This window comes from Stappia indica (genome assembly GCF_020177335.1).
GTDB lineage: Bacteria > Pseudomonadota > Alphaproteobacteria > Rhizobiales > Stappiaceae > Stappia > Stappia indica_B.
Window position 1 is genome coordinate 107,179 of sequence record NZ_JAIVMG010000006.1, and the last position, 19,559, is coordinate 126,737.

Here is a 19,559-nt window from a genome sequence, read left to right on the forward strand (position 1 = left end):
ACGGGGAGAGTGGATCGACCGTGCGCCCGGTTCCAACCACAAAGGAATTGGCGCATTGAAATGCTTGACCCGCTGCGGCAATCGGGCCAAAACGCTCCCCATGACAACGGCCACGCGGAACCGAATCTCGATTCTCATTATTTGCAGCTAGCGACACCGCTGGCTGTGGCCGTTCTCCTCATGCGTGATGCCTCCCGACGGGAGATGAGACGGACGCCCCGGCCAGCCGGCCAGGAGATGTTCGACCATGAGCTTTGACCATGCGTTCAAGCTGACCAATACCCTGACCCGGACCAAGGACGTGTTCGTCCCCGAGGATCGGACCAACGTGCGCATGTATGTCTGCGGGCCGACGGTCTATGACTATGCGCATATCGGCAATGCGCGCCCGGTGGTCGTGTTCGACACTCTCTTCCGGTTGCTGCGTCACCTCTACGGGGCGGAGCACGTCACCTATGTGCGCAACATCACCGACGTGGATGACAAGATCAACGCACGGGCGGCGGCCGAAGGGGTGTCGATCGGCGAGCTGACCGAACGCACGGCGGCGCAATATCATGCGGACATGCGGGCGCTGGGCGCGCTCGATCCGACCATCGAGCCGCGCGCGACCGAGCATATCGCCGAGATGAAGGCGATGATCGAGCAACTGGTGGCCAAGGGCCATGCCTATGTGGCCGAGGGCCATGTGCTGTTCGATGTGGGTTCGATGGCCGATTACGGCAAACTCTCGGGCCGGTCGCTGGAGGACATGCAGGCCGGAGCGCGGGTCGAGGTGGCGCCTTACAAGAAGGACCCGATGGACTTCGTTCTGTGGAAGCCGTCGAAGGAGGGCGAACCTGGCTGGCCGGGGCCGTGCGGCATCGAGGAGCCGGGGCGGCCGGGCTGGCATATCGAATGCTCGGCAATGGCGCGGCGCCATCTGGGCGAGACCTTCGACATTCACGGCGGCGGTGCCGATCTGGTGTTCCCGCACCATGAGAACGAGGTGGCGCAGTCGCGTTGCAGCCACGGGACCGAGGTGATGGCCCGCTACTGGCTGCACAACGGGTTCCTTCAGGTCGAAGGCGAGAAGATGTCGAAATCGCTCGGCAACTTCATCACCGTGCATGACCTGCTGGAGACGGAAAAGCTTGGCGGGCGGGTCTGGCCCGGCGCGGCGATCCGGCTTGCCCTCTTGATGACCCATTACCGCCAGCCGCTCGATTTCACCGAAAAGAGCCTGTCGGAGGCCGAGGGGCTGTTGCAGAAGTGGGATGCGTTGCTGGCCTCCATGCCGGCGGACAAGGCCGATACCAAGGTGCCGGATGCGCTGGTGGAGGCCCTGTGCGACGATCTCAACACCCCGCGCGCCATTGCCGTGTTGCACGGGCTGGCGCGGGAGGCCCGCGGCGGCGATACCCAGGCGAAAGCGGCGCTGGCGGCCTCGCTCGACTTCCTCGGCGTCGACCTCACCGGCATCCGGGCGGCGGCGGAGGAGGTCACGGCCCGGGCGGCGGATCCGGAGCTGGCGGCACGGGTCGACGGCCTGATCGCGGAGCGCAACGCGGCCCGCGCGGCGAAGAACTGGGGCGAGGCGGACCGGATCCGCGATCTGCTCGCCGCCGAGGGCGTTGTCCTGAAGGATGCGCGCAATGCGGACACCGGCACGGTGGAAACCACATGGGAACTGGCACGATGACCGCGCCGGAAGGTCAGACGTTCAAGGATGGGTCAATGACACGCGATCGCCTCTACCTGTTCGACACCACCTTGCGCGATGGGGCGCAGACGGCTGGCATCGACTTCTCGGTGGAGGAGAAGATCGTCATCGCCGAACTGCTCGACCGGCTCGGCATCGACTATGTGGAGGGCGGCTACCCGGGCGCCAATCCCACCGACACGGCGTTCTTTGCCGAAAAGCGCACCCGGAAGGCCACCTTCACCGCCTTTGGCATGACCAAGCGGGCGGGGCGGTCGCTGGCCAATGATCCGGGCGTGCAACTGCTGCTGGATTCTGCCGCCGAGGCAATCTGTTTCGTCGCCAAGAGCTGGGACTACCACGTCAAGGTGGCGCTGGGCTGCAGCAACGAGGAGAACGTTGTCTCGATCCGCGAGAGCGTCGAGGCGGCGGTGGCTGCCGGCCGGGAAGCGATGGTCGATTGCGAGCATTTCTTCGACGGGTACAAGGCCAATCCGGAGTATGCGCTGGAGTGTGCCCGCACCGCCTATGCGGCGGGCGCGCGCTGGGTGGTCTTGTGCGACACCAATGGCGGCACGCTGCCGGGTGAGCTGCGCGAGATCGTCGGTGCGGTGACCAAGGTGGTGCCGGGCGCGCATCTGGGCATTCACGCCCATGACGACACCGGCCACGCGGTCGCCAATTCGCTGGCGGCGGTGGAGGCGGGCGTGCGCCAGATCCAGGGCACGCTCAACGGCATCGGCGAGCGCTGCGGCAATGCCAACCTGATCACCCTGATCCCGACCCTGATGCTGAAGCCGGCCTATCGCGCCCGTTTCGAGCTTGGGGTGAGCGGTGAGGCGCTGGCGGAGATCACCTCCATCTCCCGCGCCTTCGACGAGATCATCAACCGCTCGCCGGACCGGCACGCGCCTTACGTTGGCGAGAATGCCTTTGCCACCAAGGCCGGCATTCATGCCTCGGCAATCCTCAAGGAGCCGCAGACCTATGAGCATGTGCCGCCGGAGACGGTCGGCAACCGGCGCCGGGTACTTGTTTCCGATCAGGCGGGCAAGTCCAACCTGCTTGGCGAATTGCAGCGGCTCGGGATTGCCGTCGACAAGGCCGATCCCCGGCTTGATGCGCTGCTGGCGGATGTGAAGGAGCGGGAGGCGCAGGGCTATGCCTATGAGGCGGCGGATGCCTCCTTCGAGCTTCTGGCCCGGCGCCGGCTCGGCGAGGTGCCGCAGTTCTTCGACGTCAAGTCGTTCCGGGTGATGGTCGAGCGGCGGCACAATGCGCTCGGCGAGCTGGTGACCGTCTCCGAGGCGGTGGTGAAGCTGGAGGTCGATGGCGAGCTTCTCATGTCTGTGGCCGAGGGCAACGGTCCGGTGAACGCGCTGGACAAGGCGCTGCGCAAGGATCTCGGCCGCTATCAGGACGCCATCGACGCCATGGAACTGATCGACTTCAAGGTGCGGATCCTCAACGGCGGCACGGATGCGGTGACGCGCGTTCTGGTGGAGAGCCAGAACCGGCGCACGCATAAACGCTGGTTCACCATCGGCGTTTCCGGCAATATCGTCGATGCGTCGTTCCAGGCGCTGATCGATTCCCACACCTACACGCTGCTGAAGGCGACCCGCTAGCGGGTCGGCCCTTCGGGGCTGAAAGCGCATCCGCGATGACTTCACTTGCGTCCGATGAGGCGGCCCGGGCCGAATGGCGGCTCGGCATGATCTTCATGGTGTCCGCCTACCTGCTCTGGGGGTTCCTGCCGGTCTATTACAAATGGACCGGGGACATCGACGCCGACATCATCGTCGCGCACCGGATCCTGTGGTCGGTGCTGTTTCTGGCAATCTTCCTGGGGCTGCGCGGCCGGCTTTCGGAGGTGCGCGCGATCCTCGCCAACCCGCGGATCCGGGGCAAGCTGACCCTGTCGGCGCTGATCATCTCGGTCAACTGGCTGGTGTTCATCTGGGCGATCGACAATGCGCGGATCCTGGAGATCAGCTTCGGCTATTTCGCCAATCCGCTGGTTTCCGTGGCGATCGGCATGGTCGTGCTGAAGGAGCAGGTCAGCCGCACCCAGAAGATCGCGCTCACCATCGCCGCGCTGGCGGTGGGCGCGCAAGGCATGGCGCTCGGCACCTTTCCCTGGGTGGCGATGGTGCTGGCGGTGACCTTCGCGATCTATGGCTATATCCGCAAGATGGTGCCGGTGGGCGCCTCGCCGGGGCTGATGGTCGAGGCGCTGCTGTTGTCGCCGCTGGCGCTGGGCTACCTGCTTTATGCCGGCGTCACGGGAACGGCGGATGTGCTGCCGCTCGACCGGCCGGGGCTGTTCCTGCTGCTCGCCGGCACGGGCATCGTCACGGCGGTGCCGCTGGCGCTGTTTGCCGGGGGCGCGCGGCGCTTGCCGCTGACCACCGCCGGGCTGCTGCAGTATCTGGCGCCCAGCCTGCACTTGCTGATGGCGGTCTACATCTATCACGAACCGATCAGCACGCTCAGGCTTGCCACCTTCGTGTTGATCTGGCTGTCGCTGGCGCTGTTCACCGCCGACGCCTGGCGGCGGCGGGCCCGGGTGCGGCCGGAAAAGGTGATGTAGCATGGGGGCGACCGGCGCGGGGTTCCCGCGCTGGCCTTGGGTGTTGCGCCTTGGGTGAGGGCAGGTGTGCCGCTCAGAACCGGTTCAAATCGGCGAGCTGGGCGCCCTGAGTGGCGACCTTGCAGGCTTCGCGCAGGGTGGGAACGATGTCGGCGGCCCGGCCGACCGCATGATAGTCGATCTCGAAGCCGGGGCGGATGAAGGCTTCGCTCTTCATATGCTCCAAGAGATCGACGAGCGGGCGCCAGAAGCCGTTGATGTCGGCAAGCACCACCGGCTTGCGGTGGCGGCCGAGCTGGCCCCAGGTCAGCACCTCGACCAGCTCTTCCAGGGTGCCGATGCCGCCGGGCAGGGCGACGAAGCCGTCGGCCCGCTCGAACATCGCCCGTTTGCGCTCGTGCATATCCTCGGTGACGATCAGCTCGGTGACGGTCTGCATCATCACCTCCCGCTCCTGCAGGAAGCGGGGTATAATGCCGGTGACCTTGCCGCCGGCTTCCAGCGTCGCGCGGGCGACGGCGCCCATCAGGCCGATGGAGCCTCCGCCGTAGACGAGGGACAGACCAGCCTCGGCGATGTTCCGGCCCAGGGTGGTAGCGGCTGCCACATAGGCCGGGTCGGTGCCCTCGCCGGTGCCGCAGTAAACGCAGATGGATTTGAGATCGCTCATGCGATCTGTTTGGCATTGCGGCGCGATGCCGGTCAAGCGGCCAGTTGAGCCGGGGAGCGCAAGCGGGCGCGCTTGCCGCTCCGGGAAAAGCGGTATAACCATGCCTGCCGGCCTCGGGGCAGTGGTTTTGGGGTGGCCGTTATCGGCGCGTTTCGGGCGTGGCTTGCCGCCGTTGATGCGTGGAAGCGTTGCGCCGGCCCTCGAAAGACGGTCAACTTGTGATCCTCGGCCGATTCCGGTCGTGGCACAGGGGATCGGGGAGTAGGTTTCTTCATGTCGCGAAAAGTCCTGGTTCAACTGCTCGTGGTCGCTGGCATCGTCGTTGCCGGCGCCCTTGGCTTTGGCTGGTGGAAGACGCAGCAGCAGGACGAGGCGGGCAAGCCGGCCCCCGAGGTCTCGGCGCAGGCCCCGCAAAAGGGCGAGAGCGCTGTTCCAGCGGGCACTGACGCGGCCGCATCTGGCGCCGCAGCCCGGCAGAGCGCCGATGCCGGCGAGGCGGCGAGCGATGCGGGGGCGGGCGAGGTAGACGCTGCGGTTCCCACATTTGACCTGATGCGCGTGGAGCGGGACGGCTCGGCGGTGGTGGCTGGCCGGTCGGAGCCCGGGGCGATCATCGCGCTTTTGTCCAATGGCAAGGTGGTCGGCAGGGGCATTGCCAATGCCACCGGCGAATTTGCCATCGTGCTTGACGAGCCGCTGGCGCCGGGCGCCCATTCGGTGACGCTGGAAGTTCACAATGCCGAGGGTGAAACCGCCGCGCAGTCGGTCCAGAGCCTGGCGGTGTCGGTGCCGCAGGATCCGCAAAGCGGCGAGGTGCTGGTGATGCTCAACACGCCGGGCACTGCCTCGCAAATTCTGCAGAAACCGGAAGCCCTGGAAGCGGCAACGGAGTCCGCCAGCGGCAAGGCGCCGGCGGATCAGGTTGCGGCGGCCGCGATCGACAAGCCCGATGCGTCGGCCCCGTCAGAGGCTGCGGCACCGGCCGAGAGCGCGGCCGAGGATGCGACCAGCGCGCCGTCCGCCGCCCCGACGGTCACGGTCGATGCGGTGGAGACGGAAGACAGCAAGGTCTATGTGGCCGGGGCCGGCGAGCCGAACAGCGATGTGCGGGTCTATCTCGACAACAAGCTGGTGGGCGAGGCGCGCACCGACAGCAAGGGCCGCTGGCTCCTGGAGGCGGACAGCGCGGTGGCGCCGGGCGAGGTGGAGGTGCGGGCCGACCAGGTGGCACCGAACACCGGCGCGGTGACGGCTCGTGCCGAGGTGACCTTCAACCGGGCGGACGAGGATGACATCGTGCTGCGGCCGGTGGCGGCTTCCGGCAGCATGGGCGGCGGCGAGGGGGCGAGCGGCGATGCCGCCAAGCGCCAGATCGCCAACATCATCATTCGCTCCGGTGATAATCTGTGGACCATCTCGCAGCGGCGTTATGGCGAGGGTCTGCGCTACACCACCATCTATCAGGCCAACAAGGATCAGATTCGCAATCCGGACCTGATCTATCCCGGGCAGGTGTTCATGATGCCCGAGGGCGACCGCAACTGGCCGTCGCAGAACTGACTGCCGAGCGCTCAGCGGGGCATCGGCGTCGCGGATTGACAATTCATCGTCATAATACGATGCTATCGCCATCTAACGATGAGTTGAAATCGCCATGCCCGGATTCGAAGCATGACCGTTTCCGAAACTTGTGGGGCGCCGGGCGACTGCCGGGCGCTCGCCGAGCTGTTTCGTGCCCTGTCGCACCCTGCGCGGATCGAGATCCTGCGGACCCTGGCCGGCTGCGAGGCCGCCTGCTGCGGCGAGATCGTGGAATGCCTGCCGCTGGCCCAGTCGACGGTGTCCCAGCACCTGTCGGTGTTGCGGGAGGCGGGGCTGGTGGAGCGGCGGGACGATGGCCGCTGCTGCCATTATTCGCTCCGTGCGGAGGTGATCGAACGGTTTTCGCGGGAGGTGGGGGATCTGTTCGCGCTCTTGCGCGCGGCAACCACCGACGCTCCGCGCGCCTCTGGCGATTGATCCGGATCAGCCCGCGGCCCAGTGAGGCGCCGCGATAAGGAGAATGCATGACCAGTCGCCGTTCCGGCGTGGCCCCGCGCGTGTCCGCCGACGAGGCCTCGACCCTGTCCACCCTGCGCGGGCTCTGGCCCTTCATCTGGCCCCATGACCGGGCTGACCTGAAGGTGCGGGTCGGCCTTGCGCTGGTCGCGCTGATCATCGCCAAGATCGTCACCGTGATCTCGCCCTATTTCTTCAAGTGGGCGACCGACGCGCTGGCCGGGGACGGCGGGCTTTCCGGGGATGGCGTGGTGCCCGGCTGGCTGCTGGCGCCGGTGATGCTGGTGATCGCCTATAATGTGGCCCGGGTGCTGTTCGTCGGCTTCAACCAGTTGCGCGATGCGCTGTTCGCCCGAGTTGGACAGCATGCGGTGCGGCAACTGGCCTTCCTCACCTTTCGCCATCTGCATCTTCTGTCGCTGCGGTTTCACTTGCAGCGGAAGACCGGCGGTCTGTCGCGGGTGATCGAGCGCGGTGTGAAGGGGATCGAGAACATCGTTCGCTTCACCATTCTCAACGGCGTTCCGACGATCTTTGAATTCGCCATCATGGCCGGGGTGATCTGGTACCAGTTCGGTTTCTCCTATGTGGTGGTCGTGGCGGTGATGATCGTCGCCTACACCTGGTTTACCGTGCAGACCTCGAACTGGCGTATCGGCATCCGCCGGCAGATGAATGCCAGCGACACCGACGCCAATTCCAAGGCGATCGACAGCCTGCTGAATTTCGAGACGGTCAAGTATTTCGGCAACGAGGAGATGGAGGCCCGGCGGTTCGACCGGTCGATGGCCGATTACGAGGTCGCCGCGACCCGTACCTGGACGTCGCTCGCCTGGCTCAATTTCGGGCAGGCGTTCATTCTCGCCATCGGTACGGGCATCTGCATGGTGTTTTCGGCTCAGGCGGTGATGGCCGGCACCCAGACCCTCGGCGATTTCGTGCTGATCAACGCGCTGTTGCTGCAGCTTGCGATCCCGCTCAATTTCGTCGGCTTCCTTTACCGGGAAATCCGTCAGGGCCTGGCCGATCTGGAGGCGATGTTCGATCTTCTGGCCGAGCCGGCGGAAATCACCGATGCGCCCGATGCCGCACCGCTCGCGGTCAATGGCGGGACCCTTCGCTTTGAGGACGTGCGCTTCCACTACGATGCCGACCGGCCGATCCTGAAGGGCATTTCCTTCGAGGTGCCGGCGGGGGAGACGGTGGCGATCGTCGGCCCGTCGGGGGCGGGCAAGTCGACCATCTCGCGGCTGTTGTTCCGCTTCTACGATGTCACCGGCGGGCGGGTGACCATCGACGGGCAGGACCTGCGCGCGGTGACCCAGCACAGCCTGCGGCAGGCCACGGGCATGGTGCCGCAGGACACGGTTCTGTTCAACGACACCATTGCCTACAACATCCGCTATGGCCGGCCCATGGCGAGCGATGAAGAGGTGCGCGAGGCCGCGCGGATGGCGCAGATCGCCGATTTCATCGAGACCCTGCCGCAGGGATTCGATACCGAGGTGGGTGAGCGCGGGCTGAAGCTCTCCGGCGGCGAGAAGCAGCGTGTGGCAATTGCCCGCACCATTCTCAAGGCGCCGCCGATCCTGATCCTCGATGAGGCGACCTCGGCGCTCGATACCCACACGGAGCGGGAGATCCAGACCGCGCTCGATCAGGTGTCGCGCAACCGCACCACCGTGGTGATCGCCCATCGGCTTTCCACCGTGGTCAATGCCGAGACGATCCTGGTGCTGGAAAAGGGCGAAATCGTCGAGCGCGGCCGGCATCAGGAGCTGCTTGCCGCTGGGGGGCTCTACGCCTCCATGTGGGCGCGGCAGCAGGAAGCCACGGAAGCGGAGGAGCGTCTGCGGGCGGTCACCGAAGCCGACGATGGCTATATCGTTCGCGGTCCGCGCGCCGGCGAGGAAGTGCCGGCGGAGTGAGCGGATTGCCGCTGCGGATTGATTTTCCTGCCCGCTCCGGTGCAAATGGGGCCCTGCGCGCCGGACGGCCGGCGCGCCATCGCTCTTTTGACTGGATGGCTTGATGTCGCTGACGGATACGATCTCGAAAACCCTTGTTCCCATTCATCGCGAGGGTTGGCCCTTCATCGCCATCGCCGGTGTCGCCACCCTGGTGCTCGGCTGGTTCTTCGATCCGCTGTTCTGGATCGGCCTGATCCTGACCGGCTGGGTCTGCTATTTCTTCCGCGACCCGGCGCGGGTGACGCCACTGGATGATGCTCTGGTGGTGTCGCCAGCCGATGGCACGGTCTGTCAGATCGGCATGGCCCGGCCGCCGGTTGAGCTGGAGCTGGGCGAGGCGCCGATGATGCGCGTCTGCATCTTCATGAATGTGTTCAACTGCCACGTGAACCGGGCGCCGATCGGCGGGCGGGTCACCCGCATCGCCTATCGCGCCGGCAAGTTCGTCAATGCCGAGAGCGACAAGGCGAGCGAGGAGAACGAGCGCAACGGTCTCGTCATCGAAAATGGCGATACCCGCATCGGCGTGGTGCAGATTGCCGGCCTGGTGGCGCGGCGGATCGTCTGCTTCGTGAACGAGGGCGAGAATATCGGCGCCGGCGAACGGTTCGGCCTGATCCGCTTCGGCTCCCGTCTGGATGTCTATCTGCCGGAGGGGGCATCGGTGAAGGTGGCCATCGGCCAGACCATGGTGGCGGGCGAGAGTGTCGTCGCGGATCTGTCCGGCGCGGGGCGGGACAGCGTTCTGACCCGGGTAAGCTGAGCCCATCCGGGTTCGCCGGTTCGGCGCATCGCCCCCATGCAACGCATACAAAGGTAACTCGCGCCATGTCCGCTCCCTTTGCTCCCTACGATCCGGGCCCGACGCGCCGCCGGCGCGGCCGGGCGCCGCGCTTTCGCCGGGTGCCGCTTCGTCTCGTCCTGCCCAATCTGGTGACCCTGCTGGCGCTGTGCTCCGGGCTCACCGCCATCCGCATGGCGCTGGAGGCACGTTGGGACTACGCCATCGGCGCCATCGTGCTGGCGGCCGTGCTCGACGCGCTGGACGGCCGCGTCGCGCGCTTTCTGAAGGGCACCTCGCGCTTCGGCGCGGAGCTGGATTCGCTGGCGGATTTCGTCAATTTCGGCGTCGCGCCAGCGTTGATCCTCTATTCCTGGCTGCTCAACGAGGTGCGTTCGATCGGCTGGATCGCCGCGCTGGTGTTCTCCATTTCCGCCGCCTTGCGCCTCGCCCGGTTCAACGTCTCGATCGACGATCCGGACAAACCCGCCTGGGCGGTCAACTTCTTCACCGGGGTGCCGGCGCCGGCCGGTGCCTTGAGCGTGCTCCTGCCGGTCTATCTGGAATTCGTCGGGCTGCTGCCGCACTGGCCGGCACTGGCGCCGGTGGTGGCGGTCTATGTGGTGCTGATCGCCCTCTTGATGGTCAGCCGCCTGCCGACCTTCTCCGGCAAGAAGCTGGGCTCGCGCATTCGCCGCGATCTGGTGCTGCCGCTGTTCGTGGCGGCGGTGCTCGTGGTGGCGCTTTTGGTCAGCTACCCGTTCCAGATGCTGGCGGTGGGGGCCACCGGCTATCTCATCTCCATCCCCTTTGCCCTGCACTGGCACGCGAAGTATCGCGATGGCCGGATCGGCGGGGCGAACACTGCGGAGGCCGACGAGGATGAGAGCGAGGACGACACCGACCTCGACCACCTCGGCGACAACGACAAGGACGATACCGGCTGACGGACGGGCTCTGGTTTCTCGGCGTCGTCCCGGCCGCCGAGCCGGGACCGGAGAGCCGAAGCGTGCGCGGTTCCAGCGGAGGGTAAGCCGGCAGGTGGTGGCTCGCCGATCCCGGATCTTCGCTTGCGCTCCGTCCGGGAGGACGCCCCGCGAAAAGTCCGGGAGGTCTCCTCCGGAGATGAAAGAGGGTTTGTCAGCATGAAAGAAAGGCGGCGCGGGGGTTCCCACGCCGCCTTTCTTTTTTGTCGGATCGTTCGTGCCGGACCGGCCGGTTATTCCGCCGCGTGCGGCAGGGTGTCCGGGGCGCTGCGCGGCGTCTCCTTCGTGGTGGCCGGCCGCGCGGTCAGCGCCGTGACATTGGACGGGCCGGGCAGGGGCGCGGTCTGCGTCCCGCTCTCCTGCGCCGCCACGGCGTCGTCCGCGGCCGCATCCCCCTTCTTCCGCAGCAGCCTGGCGAAGACCCGTCCCCAGACCGTCGGCAAGGCCAGCATGGTCGGGATCAGGATCAGCGTCAGGATGGTGGCAAAGGACAGGCCGGCGATGATCGCGGTGGAGAGCTGCACCCACCAGACCGCCGTGATCGATCCTTGCGTGATCACCCGCTCGGCGAAGTCGAAGTTGATCTGGGTGGCCATCGGCACCAGACCGGCGACGGTGGTGGCGGTGGTCAGCAGCACCGGCCGGATGCGCTGGGCCGCCGTCTTCAGCACCGCCTCCACCGGTTCGATGCCGTCATGGCGGAACCGGTTGTAGGTGTCGATCAGCACGATGGCGTTGTTGACGACGATGCCGGCGAGCGCGACGACGCCCGTGCCGGTCATGATGATGGAGAACTTCTGCCCGGTCAGCGCCATGCCGAGCAGCACGCCGAAGATCGACATCACCACCGTGGAGAGGGTCAGAACCGTCTGGTAGAAGCTGTTGTACTGGGTCAGCAGAATGAGGAACATCAGGAACAGCGAACCGATCATCGCCTTTTGCAGGAACTCGCCGGATTCCTTCTGGTCCTCGTCGGCGCCGCGGAAGCGGAAGTAGACGTTATCGCCGAAATCCTGGGTCTTCAGCCAGGCGCCGAGCTCGGCCACCTTGTCATCCGGGGTCAGCGGCCGCGAGGCGCCGTCCGGTGTGGTGACCGTTTCCGTTTCAATGATGTTGGCCTTCACCTCCATGGAATAGAGACCGTCGCGGCGGGTGATCGACGACACCTTCTGCTGCGGTGCCCGGTCGATGAAGTTCGACAGGGGCACCTGCCCGAGCGGGGTCTGCAGACGCAGGCTGTCGAACCGGTCGAGGGTGCGTTCCGCCTCCGGCAGGCGAACGCGGATATCCACCTCGTCCTCGCTGTCGTCCGGGCGGTACTTGCCGATCAGAACGCCATTGGTGACGAGCTGCACCATGGAGCCGACCGAGCCGATGCCGGCCTGGAAGCGGCCCGCCTGTTCGCGGTCGATGCTGATCTGCCATTCGATGCCCGGCAGCGGCCGGCTGTCCTCGCGGTCGCGCAGGCCCTCCATCTCATCCACATGGTCGCGCACTCGGGCGACCGCCGCCGTCAGGGTGTCGTAGTCGGTGGAGGTGACCTGCAGGCGCACGTCCTTGCCGGTGGGCGGACCGCCCTCGATCTTGCGCACCTCCACCTTGATGCCGGGCAGCATGGCGGTGCGCTGCCGGATCTCGGTGAAGATCTCCTCCGCCTTGCGGCGGCAGCAATAATCGGCGAGCTCGATGTTCAACTCGCCGATCACGTCGGCGGGCTTGTCCTGGGCGCCGCCGATCAGACCGCCACCGGTCGAGCCGCCGGCGGAGGTGACCGCCATCACCACGTTCTCGATGCCGGGGACGGCGAGCACCTCTCGCTCCACCGCGCCGACGATCCCCAGTGCCTCATGCACCGAGAAATTGCCGCGCCCGGAGACCAGGACGATGGCCGCTTCCGGTTCGTCCTCGATGAAGAACTCTCTGCCCTGATTGTGCTGCAGAAAATAGACGGTGATGCCGGCGGCGATGATGGCGACGCTGGCCAGCGTGATCACGTTGCCGAGCGGCGTGCCGACGCAGAAGCTGAGCATCCGCAGATAGGCGCCGGTTGCGCCCTTGACCTTGGCGGGCTCGAAATGCTCGCCGGCGGACAGCAGTTGCGCCGCCTTGCGTTCCTCCTCCGCCATCTGGCGGGAGCGGGCGCGCAGGCGGGCGCGCAAGCGGGCGACCAGCGGGCGCAAGGGACGGTGAACCGCCGCGCCGATGAGCACAGCGGCCAGGAGCAACAGTGGCAGCTTCGCGATGATGGGCAGCGCCGCCAGCACGGGCAGAGCCGAGAGGGCGAGTGCGGCGCCGATGCCGACCAGGGCGCTCGTCACAAGACCGGCGTGGCGCCCGAGCACGACAATCAGGCCGGAAAGGGCGGCGCCGGTCGCTGGCAGGAACACCAGCGCGGTCAAGAGCGAGGCGCTGAGCACGATGATCACCATGATCGGCAGGTAGCTCATGAACTCGCCGGCGACACCCGGCCACAGCAGCATCGGCAGGAAGGCGGCGAGGGTCGTCGCCGTGGAGGAGACGATCGGCCAGAACATCAGCTTGGAGGCGCGGATATAGGCCTCCTGGGTGGGCATGCCCTCGGCGATCTTGCGGTCGGCGTATTCCACCATGACGATGGCGCCATCGACCAGCATGCCGACGGTCAGCACCAGGCCGAACATCACCATGGTGTTCACGGTCATGCCGATCGCCGAGAGGATCAGGAAGCCGACCATGAAGGAGGTGGGGATGGCGATGCCGACGAGCAGCGCCGACTTCGGCCCCAGCGCCCAGATCACCAGGATCATCACCAGGAAGATCGCCGTCATGATCGAGGATTGCAGCGAGCCGAGGATCTCGAAGATGCTGCGCGACTTGTCGAGCAGGTAGTCGATGCGGATCGGCGCCGGCCAGTTTGCGGTTGCCTCCTCGACCACCTGGCGCACCGCCGCGTTGTTCTCGACGATGTTGGTGCCCTTGCGCTTGACCACGTTGATGGTGATCGCCGGCTGGCCGTTGACTCGGGTGAAGGTCTCCGGGTCCTTGAAGGTGCGGCGGATCTCGGCGATGTCGCCGAGGGTGACCACCCCTTCGCCGCTCTGCTTGACCGGCAGGTTGTAGACATCCACCGCGTTTTCGACGAGGCCGGGCACCTTGACGTTGAACCGGCCCTGGCCGTTGTCGAGGAAGCCGGCGGGCACCAGCTGGTTGTTCTGGGTCAGCGAGGTCAGGAGTTCCTGCTGGGTCACCTGATAGGATTCCAGCTTCATGGAATCGATGATGACTTCGAGCATCTCCTCCCGGTGGCCGGAGAGATTGGCCTCCAGCACGGTCGGGATCGCCTCGATCTGGTCCTTCAGCCGCCGCGCATGGCGGTAGAGCGTGCGTTCGGGCACCGCGCCGGACAGGGCGACATAGATGGTCGGCTGCAGGGATAAGTTGGTCTCGATGATGGTCGGTTCCTCGGCTTCGTCCGGCAGTTTCGCCTTGGCCTGGTCGACCTTGTCGCGCACATCGGCGAGCGCCTTGTCCTTGTCGAAGCTGATGTCGAATTCCAGCAAGACGCTGACATGGCTTTCCGCCGAGATGGTGGTGATTTCCTTCAGCCCGTCGAGACCGCGCAGGGCGGTTTCCATCGGTCGGGCGAGCAGCCGTTCCGCGTCTTCCGGCGAAATGCCCTGCTGGGTGATGGAGACATAGAACACCGGAATGTCGATGTCCGGATCGGCTTCCTTGGGGATGGTGAGATAGGACAGCACCCCGGCCACCACCATCACCAGCATCAATGTGAGGACGGTGCGCGGCCGGCGCAGCGCGGATTCAAGCATGGAGATCATCGGGTGGCCTCCGCCATCTTCACGACCGGTTCGACGGTCTGCCCCTCAATCACATAGTCTTGGCCGACGACAATGACGCGAAGGGTTTCGGGCAGGCCGCCCACCCAGATGCCGTCCGTGTCGCCGCCGAGGATTTGGGTCGGATAGAAGCTGACCGTGTTGTCCGGCCCGACCGCGCGCACGCCGACGGTGCCCGCGTCGTTGAGCGTCAGGATGCCGGAGCTGATGTGGTGGGCGCGCTGTTCGAGCAGCGGCACGCGGGCGGTGGCGGTGATGCCGTCACGCACGCGGCCGTCAGTGTTCGGGACCTCGATCTCCACCCGGAAGGTGCGGGTCGCCGGATCGGCCGCCGGGGCGATATAGCGGACCTTACCGGAAACGCTGCCGCCGGTGGCCAGCTCCACCTCGGCCTGCTGGCCGATGCGCAGGGCGTTGATGTCGCGTTCGGACACCTGACCGATGGCGAGGATCGGATCGGCGTCGATCAGGGTGGCGCAGACTTGCCCGGTGGCGAGGATCGTGCCGGTTTCCACCATCGGGCTTTCGACGATGCCGGTGATCGGCGCATGGATCACCGTGCGCGACAACTCCAGCTCCTGTTCCTCCAGCTTGGCGGCGGCGGCATCCATCGCCGCCTTGAGCGCGGCAACCCGGGTCTGGGCGGCAAAACCCTTTTCGTTGAGCTGGGTGACGGCGGTGTGATCGAGCCGGGCCTGGGCGAGCAGGGCTCTCGCCTCGGCGACCTTGGCCTCGCGCGCGCCTTTATCGAGCACGCAGAGCACATCGCCGGCCTTGGCGATCTCACCTTCGGTGACGCGCCGTTCGGCAACCCGGCCGCTGGTCTCCGCGCGCACGGCCACCCGGGCTTCCGCTTCGGTGCGTCCGCGAATGATCAGCACCGAACGGCGCGGCTCGGCGGAAATCTCGCGCACTTCGACGCGAAACAGGGTGGCATCGGCCGCCTGGCTGCGTTCGGCCGGAGGCGGGATGCTGCCCTCGGTCTCGCCCAGTCCGCCCTCGATATAGGTTCCGGTCCACATCCAGCCGGCGACACCGGCAATGATGCCGATGGCGAGGAAGTAGGAAAAGCGCAGTTTCATCGTGTCGTTGCTCCGGATTGAGCGCTGCCTGGGGCACTGGCCGGTGGGTTGCGCATCTGGCTACTCGGCTGCCTGGGGCAGATCCTTGGTCGGGCCGGTGGCAATTTCCTCCAGCCGCGCCCTGTTGCTTTCGAGAAAGGCGATGTCATGGGCAACGCAGGTGCGCCCATAGTCGAGGATGAAGCGGGTGGCCTCGTTCGGGCACTCGCCTTGCATGGTTTCCATCAGGCCGAGTTCCTCGCGCAGGTAGCCGAGCCGCGCGTCTATGGCATTGCGGACGGCGCCCGGACCAACCTGATCGGCGCACATGGCCACCAGCAGAAAGGGGGAGCGAAAGGTGTCGCGCGCCACCGGTTCGCTGAGGGCGGCGATGAAGGCGGCCCGGCCCGCCGGCGTGATCGAATAGACCTTGCGCGCCGGCTTGCCGCTTTGCGCTTCCTCGCGCACGGTGACCAGCCCTTCCGCTTCGAGCCGCGCCAGCGTGGGGTAGATCGAGCCGTAGCTGGCGTCGAAGAAGTAGCGATACTTGCCCTCCGTGGACTGCTTGCGGATCTCGTATCCGGTCGCGTCCTCGAAGTTGAGAATGGCGAGGCACAGGGTTCTGACGCTCATGATCGCTCTTGTCTCCGCCGCTTGGCCGCCGCCCCTGCCGGGCGCGACCAGGTGGTGGCTTTGATTTGAATGTTCGCAAATCTTGATATATCGGTTCGATATATTGATGGCCTATATAAGCGCGCCATATGTCATCTGCAAGACTTAACGTTGGGGAATTTTCGGTTTGCAACCGGGCGGGCTGGCAACCTCTGACCTGCGCCGATCCGACACGTGGACAAGGTCGGTGGGACCGGTCATTGTCGAAATGTGGCGGCCCGGGCACGGCGGTTCGGGTGAAAATGGGCGGAGAGCGCATGAGCATTGATAATTCGCGCAAGGACAACATGGTGTTCGAGGCAGGCTCCGGAGTGCGGGGCCTGTGGCGCCTGCCTTTGTTCCGGATGCTGGCGATCAACTGGCTGATCGGTGCCTTCGTCTCGGTGATGGTGCTGGGCGGCCTGCTTTGGTTCGACACCGGCAACCTGCGCAGCCTCATTCTCAATTCCCAGGAGCCGCTGGTGCCGATTCTCGTGCTGCTGTTCGGGCTGATGATCACCCTGTGTTCCGCGGCAATGGGGGCGGCGGTCATGGCGCTGCCCAGCACCAAGGACGGCGATGCGGGCGGGTCAAAGCGCCGGCAGTGGTCACTGCGTTGGCTGATGCCGCGTGAGGCGCTGGTTCCGGCGCGGGTTGCCGCCGGTGGCCGCAAACCGGATGGGGACAGGTAGGAGCGTTCCTGACCAAGGGGCGTTTTTGCGGTTTCAAGGCTTGTGTCAATCTGCTTAATGGACCGGTTGATGAGCCGGAGTTCCTTTTGCCGGCAACGGGAAGCAGTGGCATGAGCGAGAGCCAGTCGGGCGATGCGGCCGCGCCGTCTTGCGCGGAGCGCGGGAGTGGCCAGGGGGCGGCGGAGGCCGCGCTCGCGGTGCTGCTCGACCGGCTGCATGACGCCCAGCCGCTGCGGGTCTGGTCGCTGATCATCACCTTCTTCGGAGATGCTGTTGCCCCGCGCGGCGGCGAGGTCTGGGCCGGCACGGTCTCGGAACTGCTCGGCGCCATGGGCGTTGATGCTGCCGCCGTGCGGGCGGCGTTGTCGCGGCTGGCGCGGGACGGCTGGCTGGAGCGCACTCGGGTCGGGCGGCTCAGCTACTATGCGCTGTCAGGGGCCGGGCGCGCGGCCTTTGGCCCGGCAATCGCCCGGGTATATGCCACTCCGAGGCAAGCGACATCCGCGCGGCTGCGGATCGTCTGTCTGCCCGATGGCGATCCGCGCGGGGGCTTGCGCGATGCGGCGCTGAAGTCGGGCTATGGCCAGCTTGCGCCCGGCGTGTTGCTGGGAACCGATGTCAGCCCGCCGCTTGCGGGGGAGGGGGCGGAGCGCTGCACGGTGCTGGCCGCCGATGTCCTCAGCGGGCCGCGCCGGGAGCTGGTGGAGCGGGCCTTCGATCTGGCGCCGCTGGCCCGGCGCTATCATCAGTTCATCGAAGGATTCGCGCCGCTGGCCGATGCGCTGGAAAGCGCGCCGCCGGTGGTTGGCGAGCAGGCGATGGTGGCGCGGCTCCTGCTGATCCATGCCTATCGCCGGCTGATCCTGCGCGACCCGGGGCTGTCACCGGATCTCCTGCCGGGAGACTGGCCGGGGCTTGCCGCCAATGCGCTGTGCGCCCGGCTCTACCGGCAGCTGTTGCCCGCTTCCGACGAGTGGCTTTCGCAGCGGGCGCTGTGCCGCGATGGCGCCCTGCCGGCGCCGGACGCCAGCTATTTCGACCGATTTCCCGACTGAAGCTCTCTTGCCTTCAAGGACTTGCCGCATTGCGGCGCAATGTGTGACAGAAAATGATTGAAGAATAAAATTGCTGTCACTTATAATCGTTCCAGACAGCGCCCGGCAGGCGGGGAGCGACCGTGGTGAGGCGGGGTCGAGGAGGAAGAGCCAAGATGTACACCCAGGCACTCAATGCGCGTGAGACCGAGACATCTGCACCGGAGGATGCGGAGCGTCTCGCCGCGTTTCAGGCGCGGATCGATGCGGAAGAGAAGATCGAGCCGAACGACTGGATGCCGGCGGCCTATCGCAAGACATTGGTGCGGCAGATTTCCCAGCATGCCCATTCGGAGATCGTCGGCATGTTGCCGGAGGGTAACTGGATCAGCCGCGCGCCGACCCTGAAGCGCAAGGCGGCGTTGCTGGCCAAGGTGCAGGATGAGGGCGGGCACGGTCTCTACCTCTATTCGGCGGCGGAAACCCTTGGCGTCTCGCGCGAGGAACTGACCGAGCAGCTGTTGTCCGGCCGGGCGAAATACTCCTCCATCTTCAATTATCCGACCCTGACCTGGGCCGATATCGGCGCCATCGGCTGGCTGGTCGACGGGGCGGCGATCATGAACCAGATCCCGCTGTGCCGCTGTTCCTTCGGGCCGTATGCGCGGGCGATGATCCGGGTGTGCAAGGAGGAGAGCTTCCATCAGCGCCAGGGCTATGAGCTGCTTTTGGAGATGTGCCGCTCTTCCGAGGAGCAGAAGGCGATGGTGCAGGACGCGCTTGACCGCTGGTGGTGGCCGTCGCTGATGATGTTCGGTCCGTCCGACACTCACTCCACCCATTCGGCTCAGTCGATGGCCTGGAAGATCAAGCGCTTCACCAATGACGAGCTGCGGCAGAAATTCGTCGATGCCACCGTGCCGCAGGCGCATTTCCTCGGGCTGACGATCCCCGACGAGAAGCTCGCCTTCGATGCGGAGAGCGGTCACTGGACCTTTGGCGAGATCGACTGGGACGAGTTCTCCCGGGTGATCGCCGGCGATGGCCCGTGCAACCGGGAGCGGCTGACCGCCCGGCAGAAGGCGCATGAGGCCGGCGCCTGGGTGCGCGAGGCGGCGCTGGCCCATGCGGAAAAGCGGGCCGCCCGGCGCGCGGCGGCGCAGGTCGCCGCCGAATAGCCGCCGGATAACGTCAGCGTTCGGACCAGAGGACAGTTCAGGATTTGCGGCGCGGAGGCGCCGGAGGGAGAGCAGCATGACCGAGAAAACCACCCCGCTTTGGGAAGTCTTCATTCGCTCGCGCACGGGCATGGCCCACCGCCATTGCGGCTCGGTGCATGCGGCGGATGCGGAAATGGCGCTGCAGGCGGCGCGCGATGTCTACACCCGGCGCGGCGAGGGGCTGTCGATCTGGGTCGTGCCCTCGGCGGAGATCATCGCCTCCGACCCGTCCGAGAAGGGGATGCTGTTCGAGCCGACCGCCTCGAAGATCTATCGGCATCCGACCTTCTACGAGATCCCCGAAGACGTCGGCAACATGTGAGGACGGG

At 66.2% G+C, this 19,559-nt stretch carries 16 protein-coding genes; 12 read left to right on the top strand and 4 right to left on the bottom strand.

The window, feature by feature from the left end; translation table 11 throughout:
- Positions 1 to 247 precede the first annotated feature (247 nt).
- Genes cysS through rarD form a run of 3 tightly spaced genes read left to right on the top strand, consistent with a single transcriptional unit; the run spans position 248 to position 4,274 of the window.
- Positions 248 to 1,681: a cysteine--tRNA ligase gene (cysS, locus tag LC062_RS10125; protein ID WP_224910914.1), complete on the top strand. Its 1,434-nt coding sequence runs from the start codon at positions 248 to 250 to the stop codon at positions 1,679 to 1,681.
- 35 nt (positions 1,682 to 1,716) lie between these two features.
- Entirely contained in the window at positions 1,717 to 3,309 is a 1,593-nt protein-coding gene (gene cimA / locus LC062_RS10130) for a citramalate synthase (protein WP_224910915.1), read from the top strand.
- Positions 3,310 to 3,344: 35 nt separating this feature from the next.
- Positions 3,345 to 4,274, top strand: coding sequence for an EamA family transporter RarD (gene rarD, locus LC062_RS10135; RefSeq protein WP_224910916.1), 930 nt, complete (start codon positions 3,345 to 3,347; stop codon positions 4,272 to 4,274).
- A 73-nt stretch (positions 4,275 to 4,347) separates the two neighbouring features.
- Here rarD and LC062_RS10140 read toward each other — a convergent pair whose 3' ends face one another.
- Positions 4,348 to 4,944 (bottom strand): LOG family protein, encoded by a 597-nt coding sequence (locus tag LC062_RS10140; protein WP_224910917.1) that lies wholly within the window; start codon positions 4,942 to 4,944, stop codon positions 4,348 to 4,350.
- Positions 4,945 to 5,217: 273 nt separating this feature from the next.
- Between LC062_RS10140 and LC062_RS10145 the strand changes: the two genes are divergently transcribed.
- The 5 genes from LC062_RS10145 to pssA all read left to right on the top strand — a co-directional run bounded on the left by LC062_RS10145 (position 5,218) and on the right by pssA (position 10,700).
- Positions 5,218 to 6,504, top strand: a complete 1,287-nt coding sequence (locus LC062_RS10145; RefSeq protein WP_224910918.1) for an Ig-like domain-containing protein — start codon at positions 5,218 to 5,220, stop codon at positions 6,502 to 6,504.
- Between the two features lie 111 nt (positions 6,505 to 6,615).
- Positions 6,616 to 6,963, top strand: coding sequence for an ArsR/SmtB family transcription factor (locus LC062_RS10150; protein WP_224910919.1), 348 nt, complete (start codon positions 6,616 to 6,618; stop codon positions 6,961 to 6,963).
- Positions 6,964 to 7,010: 47 nt separating this feature from the next.
- Positions 7,011 to 8,930 carry an ABCB family ABC transporter ATP-binding protein/permease gene (locus tag LC062_RS10155; protein WP_224910920.1) on the top strand — a complete coding sequence of 640 codons (1,920 nt, stop codon included), beginning with the start codon at positions 7,011 to 7,013 and terminating at the stop codon, positions 8,928 to 8,930.
- A 103-nt stretch (positions 8,931 to 9,033) separates the two neighbouring features.
- A complete protein-coding gene (locus LC062_RS10160; RefSeq protein WP_224910921.1) occupies positions 9,034 to 9,735 on the top strand; it encodes a phosphatidylserine decarboxylase in 702 nt (233 codons plus the stop codon).
- A 65-nt stretch (positions 9,736 to 9,800) separates the two neighbouring features.
- The gene (pssA, locus tag LC062_RS10165) at positions 9,801 to 10,700 is read left to right on the top strand and encodes a CDP-diacylglycerol--serine O-phosphatidyltransferase (protein ID WP_224910922.1); all 900 of its coding nucleotides are present in this window, start codon (positions 9,801 to 9,803) and stop codon (positions 10,698 to 10,700) included.
- Positions 10,701 to 10,972: 272 nt separating this feature from the next.
- On the opposite strand, the gene LC062_RS10170 is transcribed toward pssA, so the two are convergent.
- From LC062_RS10170 to LC062_RS10180, 3 genes are read right to left on the bottom strand one after another with little or no spacing between them, the layout of a single operon-like run.
- A complete protein-coding gene (locus LC062_RS10170) occupies positions 10,973 to 14,554 on the bottom strand; it encodes an efflux RND transporter permease subunit (RefSeq protein ID WP_224910923.1) in 3,582 nt (1,193 codons plus the stop codon).
- On the bottom strand, positions 14,551 to 15,654 hold the full coding sequence (locus tag LC062_RS10175; protein ID WP_224910924.1) for an efflux RND transporter periplasmic adaptor subunit: 1,104 nt from the start codon (positions 15,652 to 15,654) through the stop codon (positions 14,551 to 14,553). The genes LC062_RS10170 and LC062_RS10175 overlap by 4 nt, the downstream gene beginning before the upstream one ends.
- A 60-nt stretch (positions 15,655 to 15,714) precedes the next feature.
- Positions 15,715 to 16,266 carry a PadR family transcriptional regulator gene (locus LC062_RS10180; protein WP_224910925.1) on the bottom strand — a complete coding sequence of 184 codons (552 nt, stop codon included), beginning with the start codon at positions 16,264 to 16,266 and terminating at the stop codon, positions 15,715 to 15,717.
- A gap of 296 nt (positions 16,267 to 16,562) precedes the next feature.
- Between LC062_RS10180 and LC062_RS10185 the strand changes: the two genes are divergently transcribed.
- The 4 genes from LC062_RS10185 to paaB all read left to right on the top strand — a co-directional run bounded on the left by LC062_RS10185 (position 16,563) and on the right by paaB (position 19,552).
- Positions 16,563 to 16,976, top strand: coding sequence for a hypothetical protein (locus LC062_RS10185; RefSeq protein WP_224910926.1), 414 nt, complete (start codon positions 16,563 to 16,565; stop codon positions 16,974 to 16,976).
- A gap of 110 nt (positions 16,977 to 17,086) precedes the next feature.
- Positions 17,087 to 18,031, top strand: coding sequence for a PaaX family transcriptional regulator (locus LC062_RS10190; protein WP_224910927.1), 945 nt, complete (start codon positions 17,087 to 17,089; stop codon positions 18,029 to 18,031).
- A 155-nt stretch (positions 18,032 to 18,186) separates the two neighbouring features.
- Positions 18,187 to 19,188 carry a 1,2-phenylacetyl-CoA epoxidase subunit PaaA gene (gene paaA, locus LC062_RS10195; protein ID WP_224910928.1) on the top strand — a complete coding sequence of 334 codons (1,002 nt, stop codon included), beginning with the start codon at positions 18,187 to 18,189 and terminating at the stop codon, positions 19,186 to 19,188.
- A 76-nt stretch (positions 19,189 to 19,264) separates the two neighbouring features.
- Positions 19,265 to 19,552 (top strand): 1,2-phenylacetyl-CoA epoxidase subunit PaaB, encoded by a 288-nt coding sequence (gene paaB / locus LC062_RS10200; protein ID WP_181759893.1) that lies wholly within the window; start codon positions 19,265 to 19,267, stop codon positions 19,550 to 19,552.
- The last annotated feature ends 7 nt before the right edge of the window (positions 19,553 to 19,559 follow it).